Genomic DNA, 16535 nt, shown 5'->3' with positions numbered 1-16535 from the left:
GACGTCGTTAGCAATTAATAGCCCAAACGCTGACACACCGTCGACACCGCACCTGCGGCGTTGAGCGTGTAAAAATGCAAGCCCGGTGCACCACCCGCCAAGAGGCGATCCGATAGCTCGGTCACAAAGTCCAAACCAAACGCGCGAATTGACGCGGTATCATCCGCATAAGCCTGCAAACGCAGGCGTAACCAACGCGGAATCTCGGCACCACACATATCCGAAAAGCGCTGTAATTGGCTGTAATTTTGAATCGGCATAATCCCCGGCACAATCGGGATATTCACGCCACGTGCTTGGACTTCATCCACAAAGCGAAAATAAGCGTCAGCATTAAAGAAATACTGCGTAATCGCAGAATCAGCCCCAGCATTGACTTTATTAATAAAATTACGCAAATCAGCTTCAGCATTAAGCGATTGTGGATGAAACTCGGGGTAAGCGGCGACTTCGATATGGAACCAATCACCAAATTCGCTGCGCAAAAAACTCACCAATTCATTGGCATAGCGAAACTCGCCAAATTCCCCCATACCCGATGGAATATCGCCGCGCAAAGCGACGATATGTTTAATGCCGTGATTTTTGTATTGCTGAACCACTTCACGAATATTGTCTTTGGTCGAGCCAATGCAGGATAAATGCGGCGCGGCGGCGTGGCCGGCGGCTTGAATATCCACCACGGCGCGCAGCGTGCCTTCTTGCGTGGTGCCGCCAGCGCCAAAGGTTACCGAGAAAAATTCGGGATTAAATTGCGCCAATTGCCGGCGAGTCGTGGCCAATTTAGCCGCACCTTCGTCAGTTTTCGGCGGGAAGAACTCAAAACTAATCGGACGCAAAGGATTCGTCATGGCAAGGCCGCTTTTTTACAATCGCAATAGATGAATCTTATCACTGAGTTGCCGTCATCATCATGAAGGTAATTCATAGTCAGATTAATCTTTTTATCAATGACTATAAAGCCGCAACACTATTCAGCCAGACGTTTATATCTGTAAGAAAAGCGCCTAATATTCCTGTGAACTTGAGCATTCGACTCAAGCTTGGCAATCCCGATTGCCAACACATCAACAGGAAGAGACGATCATGACACGCAACACAATTCGTATCGCCAGTCTGCTTGGCGCACTGCTATTGGCCGCTGGCGTTCAAGCGGCAACATGGCAAGAAGGAACAACGTACTCAGCAAATACCGTTGTCGATTACAACGGAAAAACCTATAGCGCTTTGGTGACGCACACTGCTTATGTTGGTGCTGGCTGGAATCCAGCAGCAACGCCGACGCTGTGGAAAGAAGTCGGCAACAGCGCCAGCCCTGCGCCATCAACTGGACCGACGGCCAGCCCAAGCGCCAATCCAACGACCAGCCCAACTGCCGCGCCAACCAGCAGCCCTGTGCCAAGCAATACGCCGGTGACCACCCCACCACCGAGCACTGGCGTTGCCGCTTGGGATGCCAGCAAAGTGTATAACGGCGGCGCACGCGTGAGCGTCGGCACGGCTATTTATGAAGCCAAATGGTGGACCCAAGGCAATGTACCTGGAAGCGACCAATGGGGGCCGTGGAAATTAATTTCAGGCTCAGTTGCCACCCCAACCGTAACACCAACGGCCACCCCATCGGCAACGCCTACACCTGTCGTATCGCCAACACCGACACCAACGGCCACCCCTTGCCCGATTGTGACCCCATACCCAGGTAGCACTTGGGTGCCACCAACGACACCAGGCTCTTGCGGCTATTGGGTTCCGCCAACACCAACGCCGGTGACGCCAACGCCAACACCGACTGCCACCCCAAGCACTACACCGGGCACTGACTTGCTACCTAAGCACGTAGTGGTGGGTTACTGGCACAATTTTGACAATGGCTCTGGCGTAATGCGCTTAAAAGACGTACCGGCCGAATACAACATCATCAATGTCTCGTTTGTTGAAGGCGATCAAAGCGCAGCCAAAGGCACTGCTGCTTTTGTTCTGGATAAATTGTTTAACGAAGCTGAATTTATCGCCGACATTAAACTCAAACAATCGCAAGGCGTGAAAGTATTGGTGTCCCTAGGCGGAGCCAATGGGGTGATTGTGATCGACTCACTCGAAGCGCGTGAACGCTTCATCAAAACACTGGGCGACATCATTGCCAAATATGGTTTTGATGGTCTCGATCTGGACATGGAAAACAATCTAACGATTACCGCCCAAGACGACTACCGCAAACCCGTTACGCCACAAATTGTGAATGTAATCGCTGGCGTGAAAGCCATCAAAGCCCGCTTTGGTGACAAATTTATCCTGACGATGGCGCCGGAGGTGAACTACGTTCAAGGTGGACATGGCTTCTACGGCGGCACATGGGGCGGCTACTTGCCGATCATCCACGGCCTGCGTGATGATTTGAATATGCTGCATGTTCAGCATTACAACACCGGCAGCATTGGTGGCACGGACGGCCGTCAATACTCACAAGGCACGCTCGATTTCCAAGTGGCGATGACCGATATGTTGCTCACTGGCTTTAATTTGGGTGGCGACGTGAATAAACCCTTCCCCGCATTGCGTGCTGACCAAGTGGGCTTTGGTTTGCCAGCAACGACCAGTGCGGCGGGTGGCGGTTACCTCTCGATTGCCGAAACGCAAAAAGCATTGGATTGTTTGATGAAATTGCAAAATTGCGGCACTTACAAGCCATTGAAAGCGCAGCCCGATTTACGCGGCATTATGACTTGGTCAATCAATTGGGATAGCAAACAAGCCTACCAATTTGCTAAAAGCCATAGCGCGTATTTTAAAAAATAAAGCGCAGTCATAAAGCAAAGCGGCCTCATCATGAGGCCGCTTTTTTTGCAGAAATAATTAATTAAACGTTCAGCGATTCATTGAGCTTTGGCGCATTAATGATTCGCCGAGCAAGCCATATCGTTAATGTCTTCATCATTTGGATCGGCATATTCTTCGGCGATTTGTGCAAATCGATCGGCACAGACTTGAAAAGCATCGACTAAATCCGGATCAAAATGTTTACCACGGCCTTCAACAATAATATTCATTGCCATTTCATGTGAAAATGGCGGTTTATATACCCGCCGACTACGCAATGCATCATATACATCGGCGAGCGCCATTAATCTAGCACTCACCGGGATTTCTTCGCCTTTTGCGCCAAGTGGATAACCAGAACCATCCCATTTTTCTTGATGACCGTAGGCAATTTCACGCGCATAGCGTAAAAATAAGCTTTCACCCCCTAACATTTTTTCCACTTCTAAAATTATATTCCGGCCATAGGTTGGATGATTTTTCATAATGCTAAATTCTTCTGGCGTTAAGCGCGCCGGTTTATGCAAAATCGCATCCGGAATACCGACTTTACCAATATCATGCAAAGGTGCTGATTTGGCCATCCATTCAATACTAATGCTATCGAGTTCATCAATAAATCGAGGATGATGCATCACCGCATTGGCCAGCAGTCTGAATCGCACCGGGTTTCGCGGAGGCTGTTTGGTTTGAGTCAGACCAACATGGCCTGCTCGCTTTGATTACGATAATAATTTGCTTCTGCTTCCGCAGGTGGAATGTGGCCAATCGACCCAAGCAAACGATGCTGATTGAACCACGAAACCCATTCTAATGTCGCTATCTCCACAGATTCTAAACTTTTCCAAGGACCCAAACGATGAATCACTTCAGTTTTGTAGAGTCCGTTAATCGTCTCGGCCAGCGCATTGTCGTAGCTATCACCAGTCGTGCCCACTGATGGCTCGATACCCGCTTCGGTTAATCGCTCGGTATAGCGAATCGAAACGTATTGCGAGCCACGGTCGCTGTGATGAATCAATGCTTCGCGCTCTGGCTGGCGCGCCCAAAGGGCTTGCTCCAATGCATCCAGCACAAACTCGGTTTGCATGTTGCGACTAACTCGCCAGCCCACGATATAACGAGCGAAGACATCAATCACAAACGCCACATACACAAAGCCCTGCCAAGTCGACACATAGGTAAAATCCGACACCCAGAGCTGGTTTGGTCGTTCAGCCACGAATTGTCGGTTTACATGGTCAAGCGGGCACGCAACAGCAGGGTCTGGACGTGTGGTGCGCACCGTTTTACCACGCGATATGCCGCGCAAACCGAGGCTGCGCATCAAACGCTCAACGGTACACCGCGCGACAAGATGCCCATCGCGCTTGAGTTGCCGCCAGGCTTTGACGGCACCATACACCTGGTGATTCTCTTGCCAGACGCGCGTAACTTCACCGCTCAGTTGCTCGTCACGAATGGCGCGCTGGCAACGCAATGCGGGATTACGCAACCGAGCGGCATACCGTCGATAAGCAGACGGAGCGACCTGTAATAGCTTGCAGATCGGCTCGACCCCGTGCTGCTCACGGTGGGTATCGATGAATCCTCTTACGATTTCAAGCGGCGGTCGAGCTCCGCCTGTGCGAAATACGCGCTGGCCAGGCGCAGAATTTCATTGGCCTTTTTAAGCTCGCGCACTTCGCGCTCTAAGGCTTTGATGCGTTCGCTCTCTGCGGAGTTTTTGTTGGCTTGAACGCTATCGCCACCTTGTCGACGACACCAGGTGCGCAGCGTTTCGGGTGTGCAGCCTATTTTGCTGGCGATGGAAACGAGGGTTGCCCATTCAGATGGATATTCGGCAAGGTGCTCAATGACCATGCGAACGGCCCGCTCGCGGACTTCAGGGGAAAATGGGGTAGATTTTTTCATGGCACTATTCTCTCAAGAGTTAGTGCCTCCGCGAAACCCGGTGCGATTCAGTCGAACATATTCTTGCGTGCGTTTTAAATGCAAGCCAGTTTCTTCATCACGCAATTCAGCCATCACCCCCATCGCCATAATAATGGCATCCTGCATCTTATAAAGCTCTTGAGTACGCTGCGCAACGCGATCTTCTAATAATAAATTATGCTCTTGGATTGAGTTTTTTAAATCTTGCATTAATAAGATATTTCTAACTCGAATCAATACAAGCGCTGGACTTAATGGCTTATGTAAATAATCTGCTGCACCAGCATTAAAGCCATTAATCTCATCAATTTCTTGGGTTTTAGCAGTTAAAAAGATAACTGGAATATCTGCAGTTAACACATTACTTTTTAAGCTGTGGCATACCTCAAATCCATCCATCCCCGGCATCATGACATCTAGCAAAATTAAATCGGGTATCGGCAAGCGCTCAGCCAAACGTAATGCTTGCTCACCATTATTTGCAATCCTAACTTTGTAGGTATCTTTCAAAATAGCATTAAGTACCGTCAAATTATTTGGCGTATCATCAACCAGCAAAATAGTTTTTCGGTGGCTGGTCAGTATTTCAGTCATGACAAACCCCTTGCTAATTGAATTTCTTTTAACCACCTTGTTGCCGCCGAAAAATCAAAATCATTGGCTATCGCACATCCGAGACGATCAAGCAAACTCACATCAACCACCGATTCTAAATCATCACGCAATTTATAATAAATCTCGACAGCTTCTCCATCACAATCATCTAATAATTCGAATAGTTGCTTAATTAATAATTCGGCTTCAGCTGGATTCGATAAGACACTCGTGTGATTGTTCATTGGCTCTTGATAGGCAGCAGAAATCACTTCGATCATTTTCTCAAGCTCAATATAAAATAACGCTGCATTTTTAGCGATTGAAGTAGGATCTTGCTTTAAGTTTGATTCTAATGCGACTGCCGCATCTGCAAGTTGATGCATACCTAAAGTACCTGCAACACCTTTCATAGAATGAATAAAAATACCAGCGGCAGTTAAATCTTCTTTAAGTAGTTTAGCTAATACTTCACTGCCATTTTTATATTCATGCAAAAACTGTTTAAATAACTGCGTGTATAATTTTTTATCACCCATAAACCGCTGCAATAATTCTTGCGTATTGATACCTGGAAATTGAACGAGATGGTCTTCATTAAAATGTTGCTGAATCACTTCAACATCATCAAGAACAATATTCTGCGTTGCCGCCCATTTAATCACGGTAGCAAACAAAACATCAGGGCGAATCGGCTTGGTAATATAATCATTCATGCCGTTTTCTAGGCAACGCTGCCGCTCATCTGACATCGCATTCGCCGTCATAGCAATAATGGGTAAATCGACAAAACGTGGATCACTACGGATTAATTGCGTTGTTTGATGCCCATCGAGCACCGGCATTTGTAAATCCATAAAAATAAAATCACACGGCAATGGATCTATCGATAACCAACCTAAAGCTTCGCCACCATGTTGTGCTAATAACACGCTAGCGCCGGCACCTGTGAGTAATTCCTGTGCGACTTGCTGATTGAGTGGATTATCTTCAACCAATAAAATACGTACCCCATTCAGATTTTTTCGATTATGGCTTGGATTATCGACCTCAATATCAACCTCGGCACAGGCCAGCCACGCCGTAAAATGAAAAGTACTGCCAAGATTGACTTGGCTTTCAACCCAAAGCTCGCCCTCCATCATTTCAACTAAGCTTTTGCAAATCGATAAACCCAGCCCTGTTCCACCAAATTTCGGGTGGTTGAACTATCGGCTTGAGAAAATGGTTTAAATAAACTGCTGATTTGAATCGGAGTCAGGCCAATGCCACTATCTTGTACTGCAATATGTAAACGAATTTTATTTTCTAATTGTGTTACTACCTCCACAGAGACTTTGACTTTACCTTCTTTTGTAAACTTAATTGCATTACTCACCAGATTATTGAGTATTTGCCCTAAACGAAGTGGATCACCTAATAAAGTCGACGGGCAATTCTGTGCAAGAATAATTTCTAATTCAATCTTCTTTTCTTCCGCTTTTATTTCATGCAAAGAACGAACTTGATTTAATACCTGATCAAATCTAAATGGAATTGTTTCCATACCTAAACGATCGGCTTCAATTTTTGAAAAATCCAGAATATCATTCAAAATATGCAGCAATGATTCGGCAGCCAAACTGATTTTGCTTAAGTAATCTCTTTGCTTATTATTTAACTCAGTCTGTAGTGTGAGATGCGTCATACCAATAATGGCATTCATTGGTGTGCGAATTTCATGACTCATATTGGCCAAAAAATCACTTTTTAAACGATTGGCTTGATCGGCGGCTTCTTTGGCATTAATTAATTCAGTTTCTACTGCTTTTCTTAATTCAATATTGTCATATACGGCAACAAAATGCGTAATCTCTCCGTTTTTTTCTCGAATTGGAGAAATAGAAACCGACATCCAAACTAAAGAGCCATCTTTACATATATTGCGTAAATCTTTATGCCACTCTTGGCCTTGTAATACTTGTTGTAAAATTTTATTGTGCGCAACGGGGTTAGCCACACCACCACCCAGTACATCCACCGGACTTCTGCCCAGCATTTCTTCGGTCATAAATCCAAAGGTTTGTTCAAATTTTGGATTGGCGTACTCAATCAATCCTTGTAAATTGGTAATTAAAACGGGATTTGGGCTCGCTTCGATGGCGGCAGAAAGTTGCCGTACTTGCTGTGCAGCCTGTTTTTGCTCGGTGATATCAAACAATATCCCATCTAAATACTGCACCTGGCCCTGGGTATCACGCAGCACTTGGCCACGCTCATAAACCCAATGCAAAACACCTTGTGCATCATGAATTCGATATTCAACGCTATACCGCTCACCGCCCGCGACTGCCGAAGCGATCGCCTGATCAAGCTGCTCCATATCGTCGGCCAGTATCAGGCTGTGATAGCTGATCTGCGGTGATGAGGATAAAAATACAACTGGGGTATAGCCCGAGAGCACTTCAATTTCCTTGTCGATATACTGCATACCCCATGGCTTGGCAATTTCTCGACGAAATACGACACCAGGAATATTATTCACTAGCGTCTGAAATTGCGCCGCTTGGGCTTGCAAGGCGAGCTCAGCTTGTTGGCGCGCATCAACCAGCTGCCCCATCAAAATCGACAATTGCTCTAAATCTGCCGTCGCATTATTTGCAACCGGCAAGCCCAAGCTCTGTTGCAGCTGGTAAGCGGTTTGCCATAAAGCATCTATTGCTCTTTGCCTAGCTTCACCTTCGAGCCGCAATGCATCATTACTGCGGGTTAATTCATCCGAACTAATTTGCAGGCTACGCGAACTCAGTGCCAAATCGCGTTCGGACTGCTGATAAACCTCATCAATCACAGTCAATAAACGCCGAAAATTGGGTCCTAAACCCAGACAAGGAAACTCAGGGTGCGCTGCAATATAGCTCTCCATGGCGCTCAGCTGAGCCTCAGACATTGCTTCATCGGCCCACGCCAAATGGCGTTTTAACTGACGAGCAAGCAATCGATTCATACTTGCGGCTCACTCAATGTCGTAATCGTCATGGTCTGATTGTGTAATTTGCATTCCGTTGAGCTCACAAACGGGCTGATTTCACCGTAAGAATAAAACCCAGCCAGGGTCACATGCTGACCAAAAACATCGGCAACCGCTTCAACTTCTTCATCGACTCGGCTGCCCATTACCAGCTTTCTCCCCACACAACTAACCAATAAGCCCAAACTTTGATCGGCTGGCGTCACCACCATTTGTGCGGCATGGGCGGCGGCTTCTGCGCCTTCAATCAGCGCGTCATTACTGGCGTGCATCAGCCGTAAATAACCATCGGCCACAATATCGCCCGCCAATATCAAGCTGCCATCGTCCTCATTCACGCCCAAGATAGTCCGCACCACCCCCATTGCCTGATGATCTTGCCCAAGCATTTCAAATGGAAACAGCAAGCCCGATGAGGGTAATTGCGCGGCGTATTCACCAAGGTAATTCTTATACACATCCAGCGCCTGCTCGCCATCGAGCTCATACAGCACATTGTCCACACTGCGCGTAACTCGCCGGGCAGGACCAAAAGGCTGCCAGCCACCAAATGAGCCATGCCCCACCGCAATCTCAGGCGCAATGGCCATGGCAACAATAGTATTGCTGGCAATTCCTTCATTGCTGAGCACCAAGGTTTGGCTAAATGCAGTGCCATCTCCTGCGAGCCCGCCCATGACTGGCACCTTGGCGGTTAAATTGGCAATCAAGCCTTGTACCAAGGCGCTGCCATTAATTTCGACCCCTTGGCCCAATACCAGTACGCCACCCAGTGGATGCGGATTGAGTGCCTCGGCCAGTCGCCGCCCTGCGGCCTCGCTGTCGGCCATTCCTGCCAATTGTGTGATCGCACAAAAAGGGACTCCGGCTAGCCAATGTACTGCCGTGATCACGCAGCAATCATCATCGACGCCGTCATAGGCAATCTCACCAGCGGTTGAACAGCCCAATAAGGCCGCTGTTGGAAAATACTGGCGCAACTGACTAAACCATTGCGTATCGCTCAATAAGGCTCGACTGGCAAAAACCAGTAAGAAATGGGGGTCTATCTGACTTATATCTGCTATTTTCCCATTTAAATCATTAATATTGCTGACTTTAATCTGAGTAACTTTCATTATATTGCCTCGCAACATGGATGATTCAGCTTAGCAAAAGCATTTTTTTTCGCCGAAAAAAAAGCACTCTCCAGCGAGAGTGCCGTCTATAGCGACTAAAAATTTCTTAACAAATACTGACAATAAAAATTCAAACAACCCATCGCACACGATATAAACCCACACCATAGGCCAAATACAGTTCACTTAACGACAAACCCTGAAAAGCTGACGCAGAGGCACAGAGACGCGGAGGAAATTCAGGGTTTTTCTATTGATTTCTCTGTACCTTTGCGTCAAAAGCGACACCAGCAATGAAATAGAGGAAAAAAATGCCGCTCACTTGGCTTAAGTGAACGGCATTAACACCATAGGCCATCATTCAAATTTAAAATCAGCAGCTAAAAACAGGTGATTTCAACCCATCATTGCTCAGCATGCGGCATCAAGGCGCTAGCTTAGCTTGGGCAATAGCGGCAATTCGGGCGGCTTGTACTGCTTTGGCGATTTCTTGCGGCTGCGAACATTGCGCAGCAATCGCCCCCGCATCCACCGCAGCGACTACATCACGCAAATACAACAAATAGCTGTGCTGTGGATAGTCACAATGCTCAAACTGCCAGCGACCGCGTGCATCGGCCAAACATGCGTCAAGCAATTGTTTAAATCGGTCCGGCCTGCGCAAAGCATCGCAGCGCATGAATAAAGCGCATAACGTTTCGGAGCGCAATTGCTCGGCGGTATGCACCAAGGTATGTTCACGGCAGACCAAAACGGCCAATTCTTTACATTCAGTGGGCACTCGCAAGCGCTGGCACAGCGCCTCCACCAGCGGCACACCGCGAGCTTCATGACCGATATGGCGCGGCAAAACATCGGCTGGCGTTGTGGCTTTGCCCAAATCGTGGCCGAGCGCGGCAAAGCGCGTCGCCAAAGGCCAGCCCTGCGCGGCGCAATAGTCCAGCACCAGCATGGTATGCAGGCCGGTATCGACCTCTGGATGGTAATCGGCGCGCTGTGGTACGCCCCATAGTGCGTCGATCTCTGGCGCAATTTTGGCTAAAGCGCCACATTCGCGCAAAATGGCAAACATTAAACTCGGTCGATCTTCCATTAAGCCTTTGGCCATTTCTTGCCAAACGCGCTCAGCGACTAAATGATCGACTTCACCCTCGCTAACCATTTGCCGCATTAAGGCCATGGTTTCATCGGCAACACTAAAGCCAAATCGCGCCGCAAATCGTGCTAGTCGTAAGATTCGCACCGGATCTTCGGCAAAAGCGGGCGAAACATGGCGTAATATTTTGGCGGCCAAATCAGCCTGCCCAGCATACGGATCGATTAAGTTGCCGTGCTCGTCCTCGGCAATGGCGTTGATGGTTAAATCACGGCGCAGCAGGTCTTCTTCGAGTGTCACATCGGGGCTAGCGTGAACTTCAAAGCCGGTATAGCCATGGCCGCTTTTACGCTCAAGGCGTGCCAACGCATACTCTTGATGTGTTTTAGGGTGCAAGAAAACCGGAAAGTCCTTTCCCACGGCTTGATAGCCCAAATCGAGCATCGCTTGTGGCGTACTACCAACGACCACCCAATCGATGTCTTTGACTGGCAAGCCCAATAAACGATCACGCACAGCGCCGCCAACACGGTATATCTGCATTGCTTCTTTCCTTAGGCAAAAAAGTGCTTTTAACTGTGCACATAATACCGTCTACAATCTGCAGATTGCCGTTTAATTTTAGCTGGAGCTGCTATGAAGATCGCGAACAATGTGACTGAACTAATCGGCCACACCCCATTGGTTAAACTCAACCGCATTACAGAAGGCTGCGTGGCCACCTTGGTCGCCAAGCTTGAATACATGAATCCATCGCACTCGGTTAAAGATCGGATTGCCGTGAGCATGATTGACGCCGCCGAAAAAGCCGGCCTCATCCACGCCGATACGGTGATTGTTGAACCGACCTCGGGCAATACCGGGATTGGTTTGGCGATGGTGTGCGCCGCGCGCGGGTATAAATTGGTGTTAACCATGCCAGAAACCATGTCTAAAGAGCGCCGTGCTTTATTGCGTGGTTATGGTGCTGAGCTGATTTTAACGCCGGGGCCAGATGGCATGGGCGGCGCGATTGCCAAAGCCAAAGCACTCGCAGAAGAAAACGCCAATTACTTAATGCCACAGCAGTTTGAAAACCCAGCCAATCCAGAAATTCACCGCCAAACCACGGCGATTGAATTGTGGGAAGACACCGATGGGCAGATTGATATCTTGGTTGCTGGCGTCGGCACCGGCGGCACGATTACCGGCGTTGCCGAAGTGCTTAAAGCCAAAAAGCCATCGTTTCAAGCGATTGCAATTGAGCCAGAAGCTAGCCCAGTGTTATCTGGCGGCGCTAAAGGCCCACATCCGATTCAAGGCATTGGTGCTGGATTTGTACCTAAAGTGCTCAATACCGAAATTTACGATGAAGTGATTGGCGTAAGTAATGACGATGCCTTTGCCACCGCCCGCTTAATGGCAACACAAGAAGGCATCTTATGCGGCATTTCAGCTGGTGCGGCAGTCTGGGCGGCGTTACAAGTGGCCAAACGCCCAGAAAACGCTGGCAAGCTGATTGCGATCATTATTCCATCATTTGGCGAGCGCTATTTATCCACCAAACTGTTTGAAGGTCTGGCCGACTAAGCACGCTTAAGTCGCCAACAACATTGCCCGCCCAGCACGACGCGCGTTCAGTGATGAACTGATAGAGCGGGCAAGATTGAGTGTGATGCCGTGCCGCGCTCGTTGATCTGGGGCTTAAAAACCCGTTTAAGCGCACCGAGTGAGTCAGAAACAAAAGCATTACCGTTTGGCTCACGATCGATCGAGGGAACAGCGGAGCTGGGCGAGATCAAAATCGCCTTTCTTTCCCCATCTTTCTTTGGCGAGACAAAGAAAGATGGGGCCGCCACTGACTGCGACTGTAAATAACCGTGCCGTAGGCACTTAAAACCATCGACAGCAAGTCATCACTAAATTATCAACGTATTTACTTCAAACCTGCGAATATAAAAGCCTTGCAAGCAATACCCCTAAAAACCAAAAACGCTCGCCTCTTCATCCTGCCAATTACTAATATCACGAAACACCAAAACAGCGCCCAAAGTGCCATGCGCATCGTCGCGAATTCGCGCGGCGCTTTCTTCAATATAAAAATGCAGGCCAAGCTTATTGAGTAAAATACTGCGCCGTGCACCGTGGCCTGATGCTGAATTTTGTAACGCCAATGCCGCTAAGCCAGCCAGCGGCAAGCGCGTTTTAGCGTCGATGGTTTGGTAAACCGAGCTTAAATATTGCCCTTGCGCCATTTCTGGTTCCCAACCCAATAAGGCGGATGCAACAGGATTTAGATAATAAATCCGGCCGTTTAAATCCGTCGTCACTACCCCATCAACAATCGAGGCCAAAGTAGCTTGGGCGCGCTGCTGCTCAGCCAAGAGCGCCGCTTGCGCCAAGCGAATCGCCGTTACATTGCGGCCCACGCCACGGTAGCCGATAAATTCACCGTTATGGTCAAACACCGGCCGCCCCGAAACGCTTAAATGCAGCGCCTGCTGATTCAATTCGGTTTGATATTCAAAATCACGATACGCTTGTTGCGATGCCAATACGGCACGATGCGCCGCCCATTGCGCAGCTGATAAACCGCCGTGCCCCAGCTCCCAGCGACATTTACCAATAAACAGCGCAGGGTTAATGTCCAAGTCGGTAAAAAACCCGCCCGACACCGCAGTAAATCGCCCTTCAGGGTCTTGTTCCCAAAACCAGTCATTGGAAATCTCCACCATCATGCTTAAGCGCTCAACTTGCTCACGCAGAGATTTAATCGTGGCCGCACTGGCGCTAATATCGCGTGCTTGCATCACCGTACCAATCCACTGCAAGCGGTCGTCCCGCAAGGGTTTGAGCATCAGTTCGTACTGCCGCATTTGTTCATCGCGATCAATATGGCTCACCATCAGTTGCTGCGGCATGCTTAATCGCCCTAATTCAGCCGCGTCAAATACCGCCTCAATGGAGCCCAGCAAACTACGGTCATGCTGGCCCAAGCGCAACTCGGCTACGGCATTGGCGTAAGTAATTTGCCCGCGAGCATCGCGCAATATCAAAGGGTCACTCACCGCTTCAAGTAATGTCCGCGTTGGTAGCTCCTGAATTAAACGCAAATTTTGCTTGTCCACGTTGTCATCCAATACCGGCTGCGGCAAACGATTGCGGCGCTGTAATAAGCTGGCCAACAACAGGCTGAACGCCAGACCCAAAACTGCCAGCCATGCCATAAACTGCATTTGCTGCAAACTCAGTGCACTGGCGATGGGTTGAAATTCAAACCGCCATTGCCGACCCAACACATTCAGCGGTGCCAGCATCAGGCCTGAACTGGCATCTGGCTGAAAATTACTCGAGCTATAGCGTATTTTTGCCGCAGCGGCGGAGCGCGCCACAGCATCAATTGCGCCATGATCCACTACGCGAAAAGCCAAGCCAGCCGCTGCGGCCAAGCGATCTAGCGCGGCAAAAAAAGGTTTGGTTTGTAGTAAAACAATCGCGCTGCCCAAGTAATTGCTCGATCTTAATGCGGGCGTGCTCGAATTAAATAAACTGCGATAAATCGGTAAATAAATCACCAAAGACTCAGTGCGCACTAAGCTGGCGGTAAAGCCATCACTCATCCACGGCTGACCACTACTTTTGGCACGCTCTAAAGCGCGTTTAAACGCTGCATTATGTGCCAAATTAAAACCCAACCACTGCGCAGTCGTACTATTGAGTGGGCTGAGCATATCCACAATCTGTAAAGCTTCTTTTTGCTGCGGGCTAGCGACATCAAATACCGAATAAAACTCTGTGGCAAAGCGGGTATCGCTGCGATTTTGCTCAATATATTGGCTCAAAAAGTCAGCAGAAACCGGGCGCACAAAGCCCATCGCCAGCACGCCTGCGCTGATTTTTCGCGATTGACTTTGTAATTGCAATTGATTGAATTGCTCGGGAGAAAGTTGATTTTGCGCGATAAAAGCCGCTTGAATAAGCTGCAAATCGGACTGGGCCAGTAATAATTGCGTCCGAAATTGATCCAATAACTGATCTTGGCTTTGCTGCCAGCGCCCATTCGCCAAATTAATGGCCTGCCAATAATACAAACTAATACTCGCAGCGGTTAACAATAGGCCAAGCAATAGCGTAACGATAAAAACAGTGTATTTTTTTAGCTTAAACATAACACTCTATTGATTAGGCAATGATGATGCTTTGCACTGCGCGCAAAGGATTACATGCCACTATAAAGTGATATGGTTACAAAAGAACAGCGTCATAAAAAAATGGCAAGTGTCAAACAACACCTGCCATCAAAATAACAAAAATAGTCAGATTAAAATCAATTCACCGCTTCGGTGCCCAAAAATAACTGATACGCCAAATTATGCGTCTCTAGCCAATACGGATAAGCCAAGCGCGTTAGGAAGGCATTAAATTCAACGTCATCACTTGGCGGCACCTGAATCCCCACCAAGACCCGACCATAATCCGCGCCATGATTACGATAATGAAATAAAGAAATATTCCAGTTGTCGCTCATGCCATTTAAAAAATTCAACAATGCGCCTGGGCGTTCTGGAAATTCAAAACGAATCAAGCGCTCATTCACCGCTTGCGGCGCATGTCCACCGACTAAATGGCGAATATGCAATTTAGCCAATTCATTGTCGGTTAAATCCACCGCCGCCAATTCATGGCTCGCCAGCGTGGCAATTAAATCGACTACTTCTGAGCGATGCTGAATCGACAAGCCAACAAACACATGCGCTTCGCTTTCTTTGGCGTAGCGGTAATTAAATTCAGTGACATTACGCGCGCCAATCAAGCTGCAGAAGGTGCGGAAACTGCCCGGTTTTTCTGGCACGGTGACCACCATAATCGCTTCGCGCTGCTCACCCATTTCGGCTTGCTCGGCCACATAGCGCAAGCGATCGAAATTCATATTGGCGCCAGAAGCAATCGCCACAAAAGTTTGATCTTGAGCGCCTTCGCGCGCCGCCCACGCCTTCATGCCGGCAATGGCCAATGCGCCTGCGGGCTCTAAAATCGAGCGATTATCTTCAAAAACGTCTTTAATCGCCGCGCACATCGCGTCGGTATCAACCAAGATCACATCATCAACAAACTCTTGCGATAAGCGGAATGTTTCTTCGCCCACTTGCTTGACCGCCACACCGTCAGCAAAAATACCCACTTGCGGCAAAGTAATACGCTCGCCCAATTTAAGTGATAAATACATTGCATTGGCATCGGTGGGCTCAACGCCAATGACTTTAACTTCTGGGCGTAAACGTTTGATATATGCCGCCATGCCCGCTAGCAAGCCACCACCGCCGACAGGAATAAACACCGCGTCAATTGGATCAGGATGTTGGCGTAAAATTTCCATCGCCACTGTGCCCTGCCCGGCAATCACATCAGGATCATCGTAAGGATGAACAAAAGTGGCCCCCGATTGCGCCGCCAATTTCATCGCATGTTCGTAGCAATCAGAATAAGAATCACCAATGAGCACCACTTCAGCACCACGGCGCGTTACCGCATCCACTTTAATGCGCGGCGCAGTCGCGGGCATCACAATCGTTGCGCGGCACTTTAAATATTGCGCAGCCATCGCCACACCTTGCGCGTGATTACCTGCCGAAGCGGCAATCACACCACGCTCTAAATCAGCGCGTGATAACTGCACCATTTTGTTATATGCGCCACGAATTTTAAACGAGAACACGGGCTGCATATCTTCGCGCTTGAAATACACCGTATTTCCAATACGACGAGATAAATTCGGAGCGTGCTCTAGCGGCGATTCAATCGCAACATCGTATACACGGGCTGAGAGTGTTCGTTCGAGGTAGTCTTTATTCATTGGCGCATGACCTTGGTTTAATCGACTGATTGGCTAAGTGATACAGGCAAAATGTTAACGCCAAGCGTTGCTCAGACCGTAGCCGACAACGAGAGAACAAGGCCAAAAAACATTTTGCTTTACGACTTAATC

Annotated in this window: 10 protein-coding genes, 1 pseudogene and 1 other annotated feature; of the genes and pseudogenes, 2 read left to right on the top strand and 9 right to left on the bottom strand. The window is 48.5% G+C overall.

The features are described from left to right. Nucleotides 1-14: 14 nt before the first annotated feature. Nucleotides 15-851, bottom strand: coding sequence for a methylenetetrahydrofolate reductase [NAD(P)H] (gene metF, locus K4H25_RS04430; protein WP_221022179.1), 837 nt, complete (start codon nt 849-851; stop codon nt 15-17). A 235-nt stretch (nt 852-1086) separates the two neighbouring features. Here metF and K4H25_RS04425 point away from each other — a divergent pair, with 235 nt between their 5' ends. Further along, the gene (locus K4H25_RS04425; protein ID WP_221022178.1) at nt 1087-2796 is read left to right on the top strand and encodes a chitinase; all 1710 of its coding nucleotides are present in this window, start codon (nt 1087-1089) and stop codon (nt 2794-2796) included. 95 nt (nt 2797-2891) lie between these two features. Here K4H25_RS04425 and K4H25_RS04420 read toward each other — a convergent pair whose 3' ends face one another. The 6 genes and pseudogenes from K4H25_RS04420 to K4H25_RS04390 form a co-directional block, all read right to left on the bottom strand. Then, nucleotides 2892-3482, bottom strand: coding sequence for an HD-GYP domain-containing protein (locus tag K4H25_RS04420; protein WP_255588018.1), 591 nt, complete (start codon nt 3480-3482; stop codon nt 2892-2894). Between the two features lie 29 nt (nt 3483-3511). Next, nucleotides 3512-4731, bottom strand: a protein-coding gene (locus K4H25_RS04415) for an IS3 family transposase (RefSeq protein ID WP_374706346.1) whose coding sequence is annotated in 2 segments (ribosomal slippage) — nt 3512-4452 and nt 4452-4731 — 1221 coding nt in all. Because the reading frame shifts where the segments join, the coding sequence is not laid out codon by codon here. Continuing rightward, nucleotides 4340-4456 (bottom strand) — a sequence feature (AL1L pseudoknot). It overlaps the preceding gene by 117 nt. 12 nt (nt 4732-4743) lie before the next feature. Next, nucleotides 4744-5346 (bottom strand): response regulator, encoded by a 603-nt coding sequence (locus tag K4H25_RS04410; RefSeq protein WP_221022177.1) that lies wholly within the window; start codon nt 5344-5346, stop codon nt 4744-4746. Continuing rightward, a pseudogene (locus K4H25_RS04400) lies at nt 5343-7823 on the bottom strand (response regulator). The gene K4H25_RS04410 and the pseudogene K4H25_RS04400 overlap by 4 nt, the downstream one beginning before the upstream one ends. Nucleotides 7824-8328: 505 nt before the next feature. After that, on the bottom strand, nt 8329-9474 hold the full coding sequence (locus tag K4H25_RS04395; RefSeq protein ID WP_221022174.1) for an FIST signal transduction protein: 1146 nt from the start codon (nt 9472-9474) through the stop codon (nt 8329-8331). 424 nt (nt 9475-9898) lie between these two features. Next, complete coding sequence (locus tag K4H25_RS04390) at nt 9899-11113, bottom strand: multifunctional CCA addition/repair protein (RefSeq protein ID WP_221022173.1); 1215 nt, start codon at nt 11111-11113, stop codon at nt 9899-9901. A gap of 93 nt (nt 11114-11206) precedes the next feature. Here K4H25_RS04390 and cysK point away from each other — a divergent pair, with 93 nt between their 5' ends. Then, complete coding sequence (gene cysK, locus K4H25_RS04385; RefSeq protein WP_221022172.1) at nt 11207-12139, top strand: cysteine synthase A; 933 nt, start codon at nt 11207-11209, stop codon at nt 12137-12139. A 389-nt stretch (nt 12140-12528) separates the two neighbouring features. Here the strand turns inward: cysK and K4H25_RS04380 are convergent, their stop codons facing one another. Next, nucleotides 12529-14718 carry a PAS domain S-box protein gene (locus K4H25_RS04380; protein ID WP_221022171.1) on the bottom strand — a complete coding sequence of 730 codons (2190 nt, stop codon included), beginning with the start codon at nt 14716-14718 and terminating at the stop codon, nt 12529-12531. 158 nt (nt 14719-14876) lie between these two features. Further along, nucleotides 14877-16403, bottom strand: a complete 1527-nt coding sequence (gene ilvA, locus K4H25_RS04375) for a threonine ammonia-lyase, biosynthetic (RefSeq protein ID WP_221022170.1) — start codon at nt 16401-16403, stop codon at nt 14877-14879. Nucleotides 16404-16535 lie beyond the last annotated feature (132 nt).

This window comes from Deefgea piscis, from assembly GCF_019665785.1.
In the GTDB taxonomy this organism is placed as follows: Bacteria; Pseudomonadota; Gammaproteobacteria; order Burkholderiales; family Chitinibacteraceae; genus Deefgea.
This window is presented reverse-complemented; position numbering and strand designations above follow the sequence as displayed.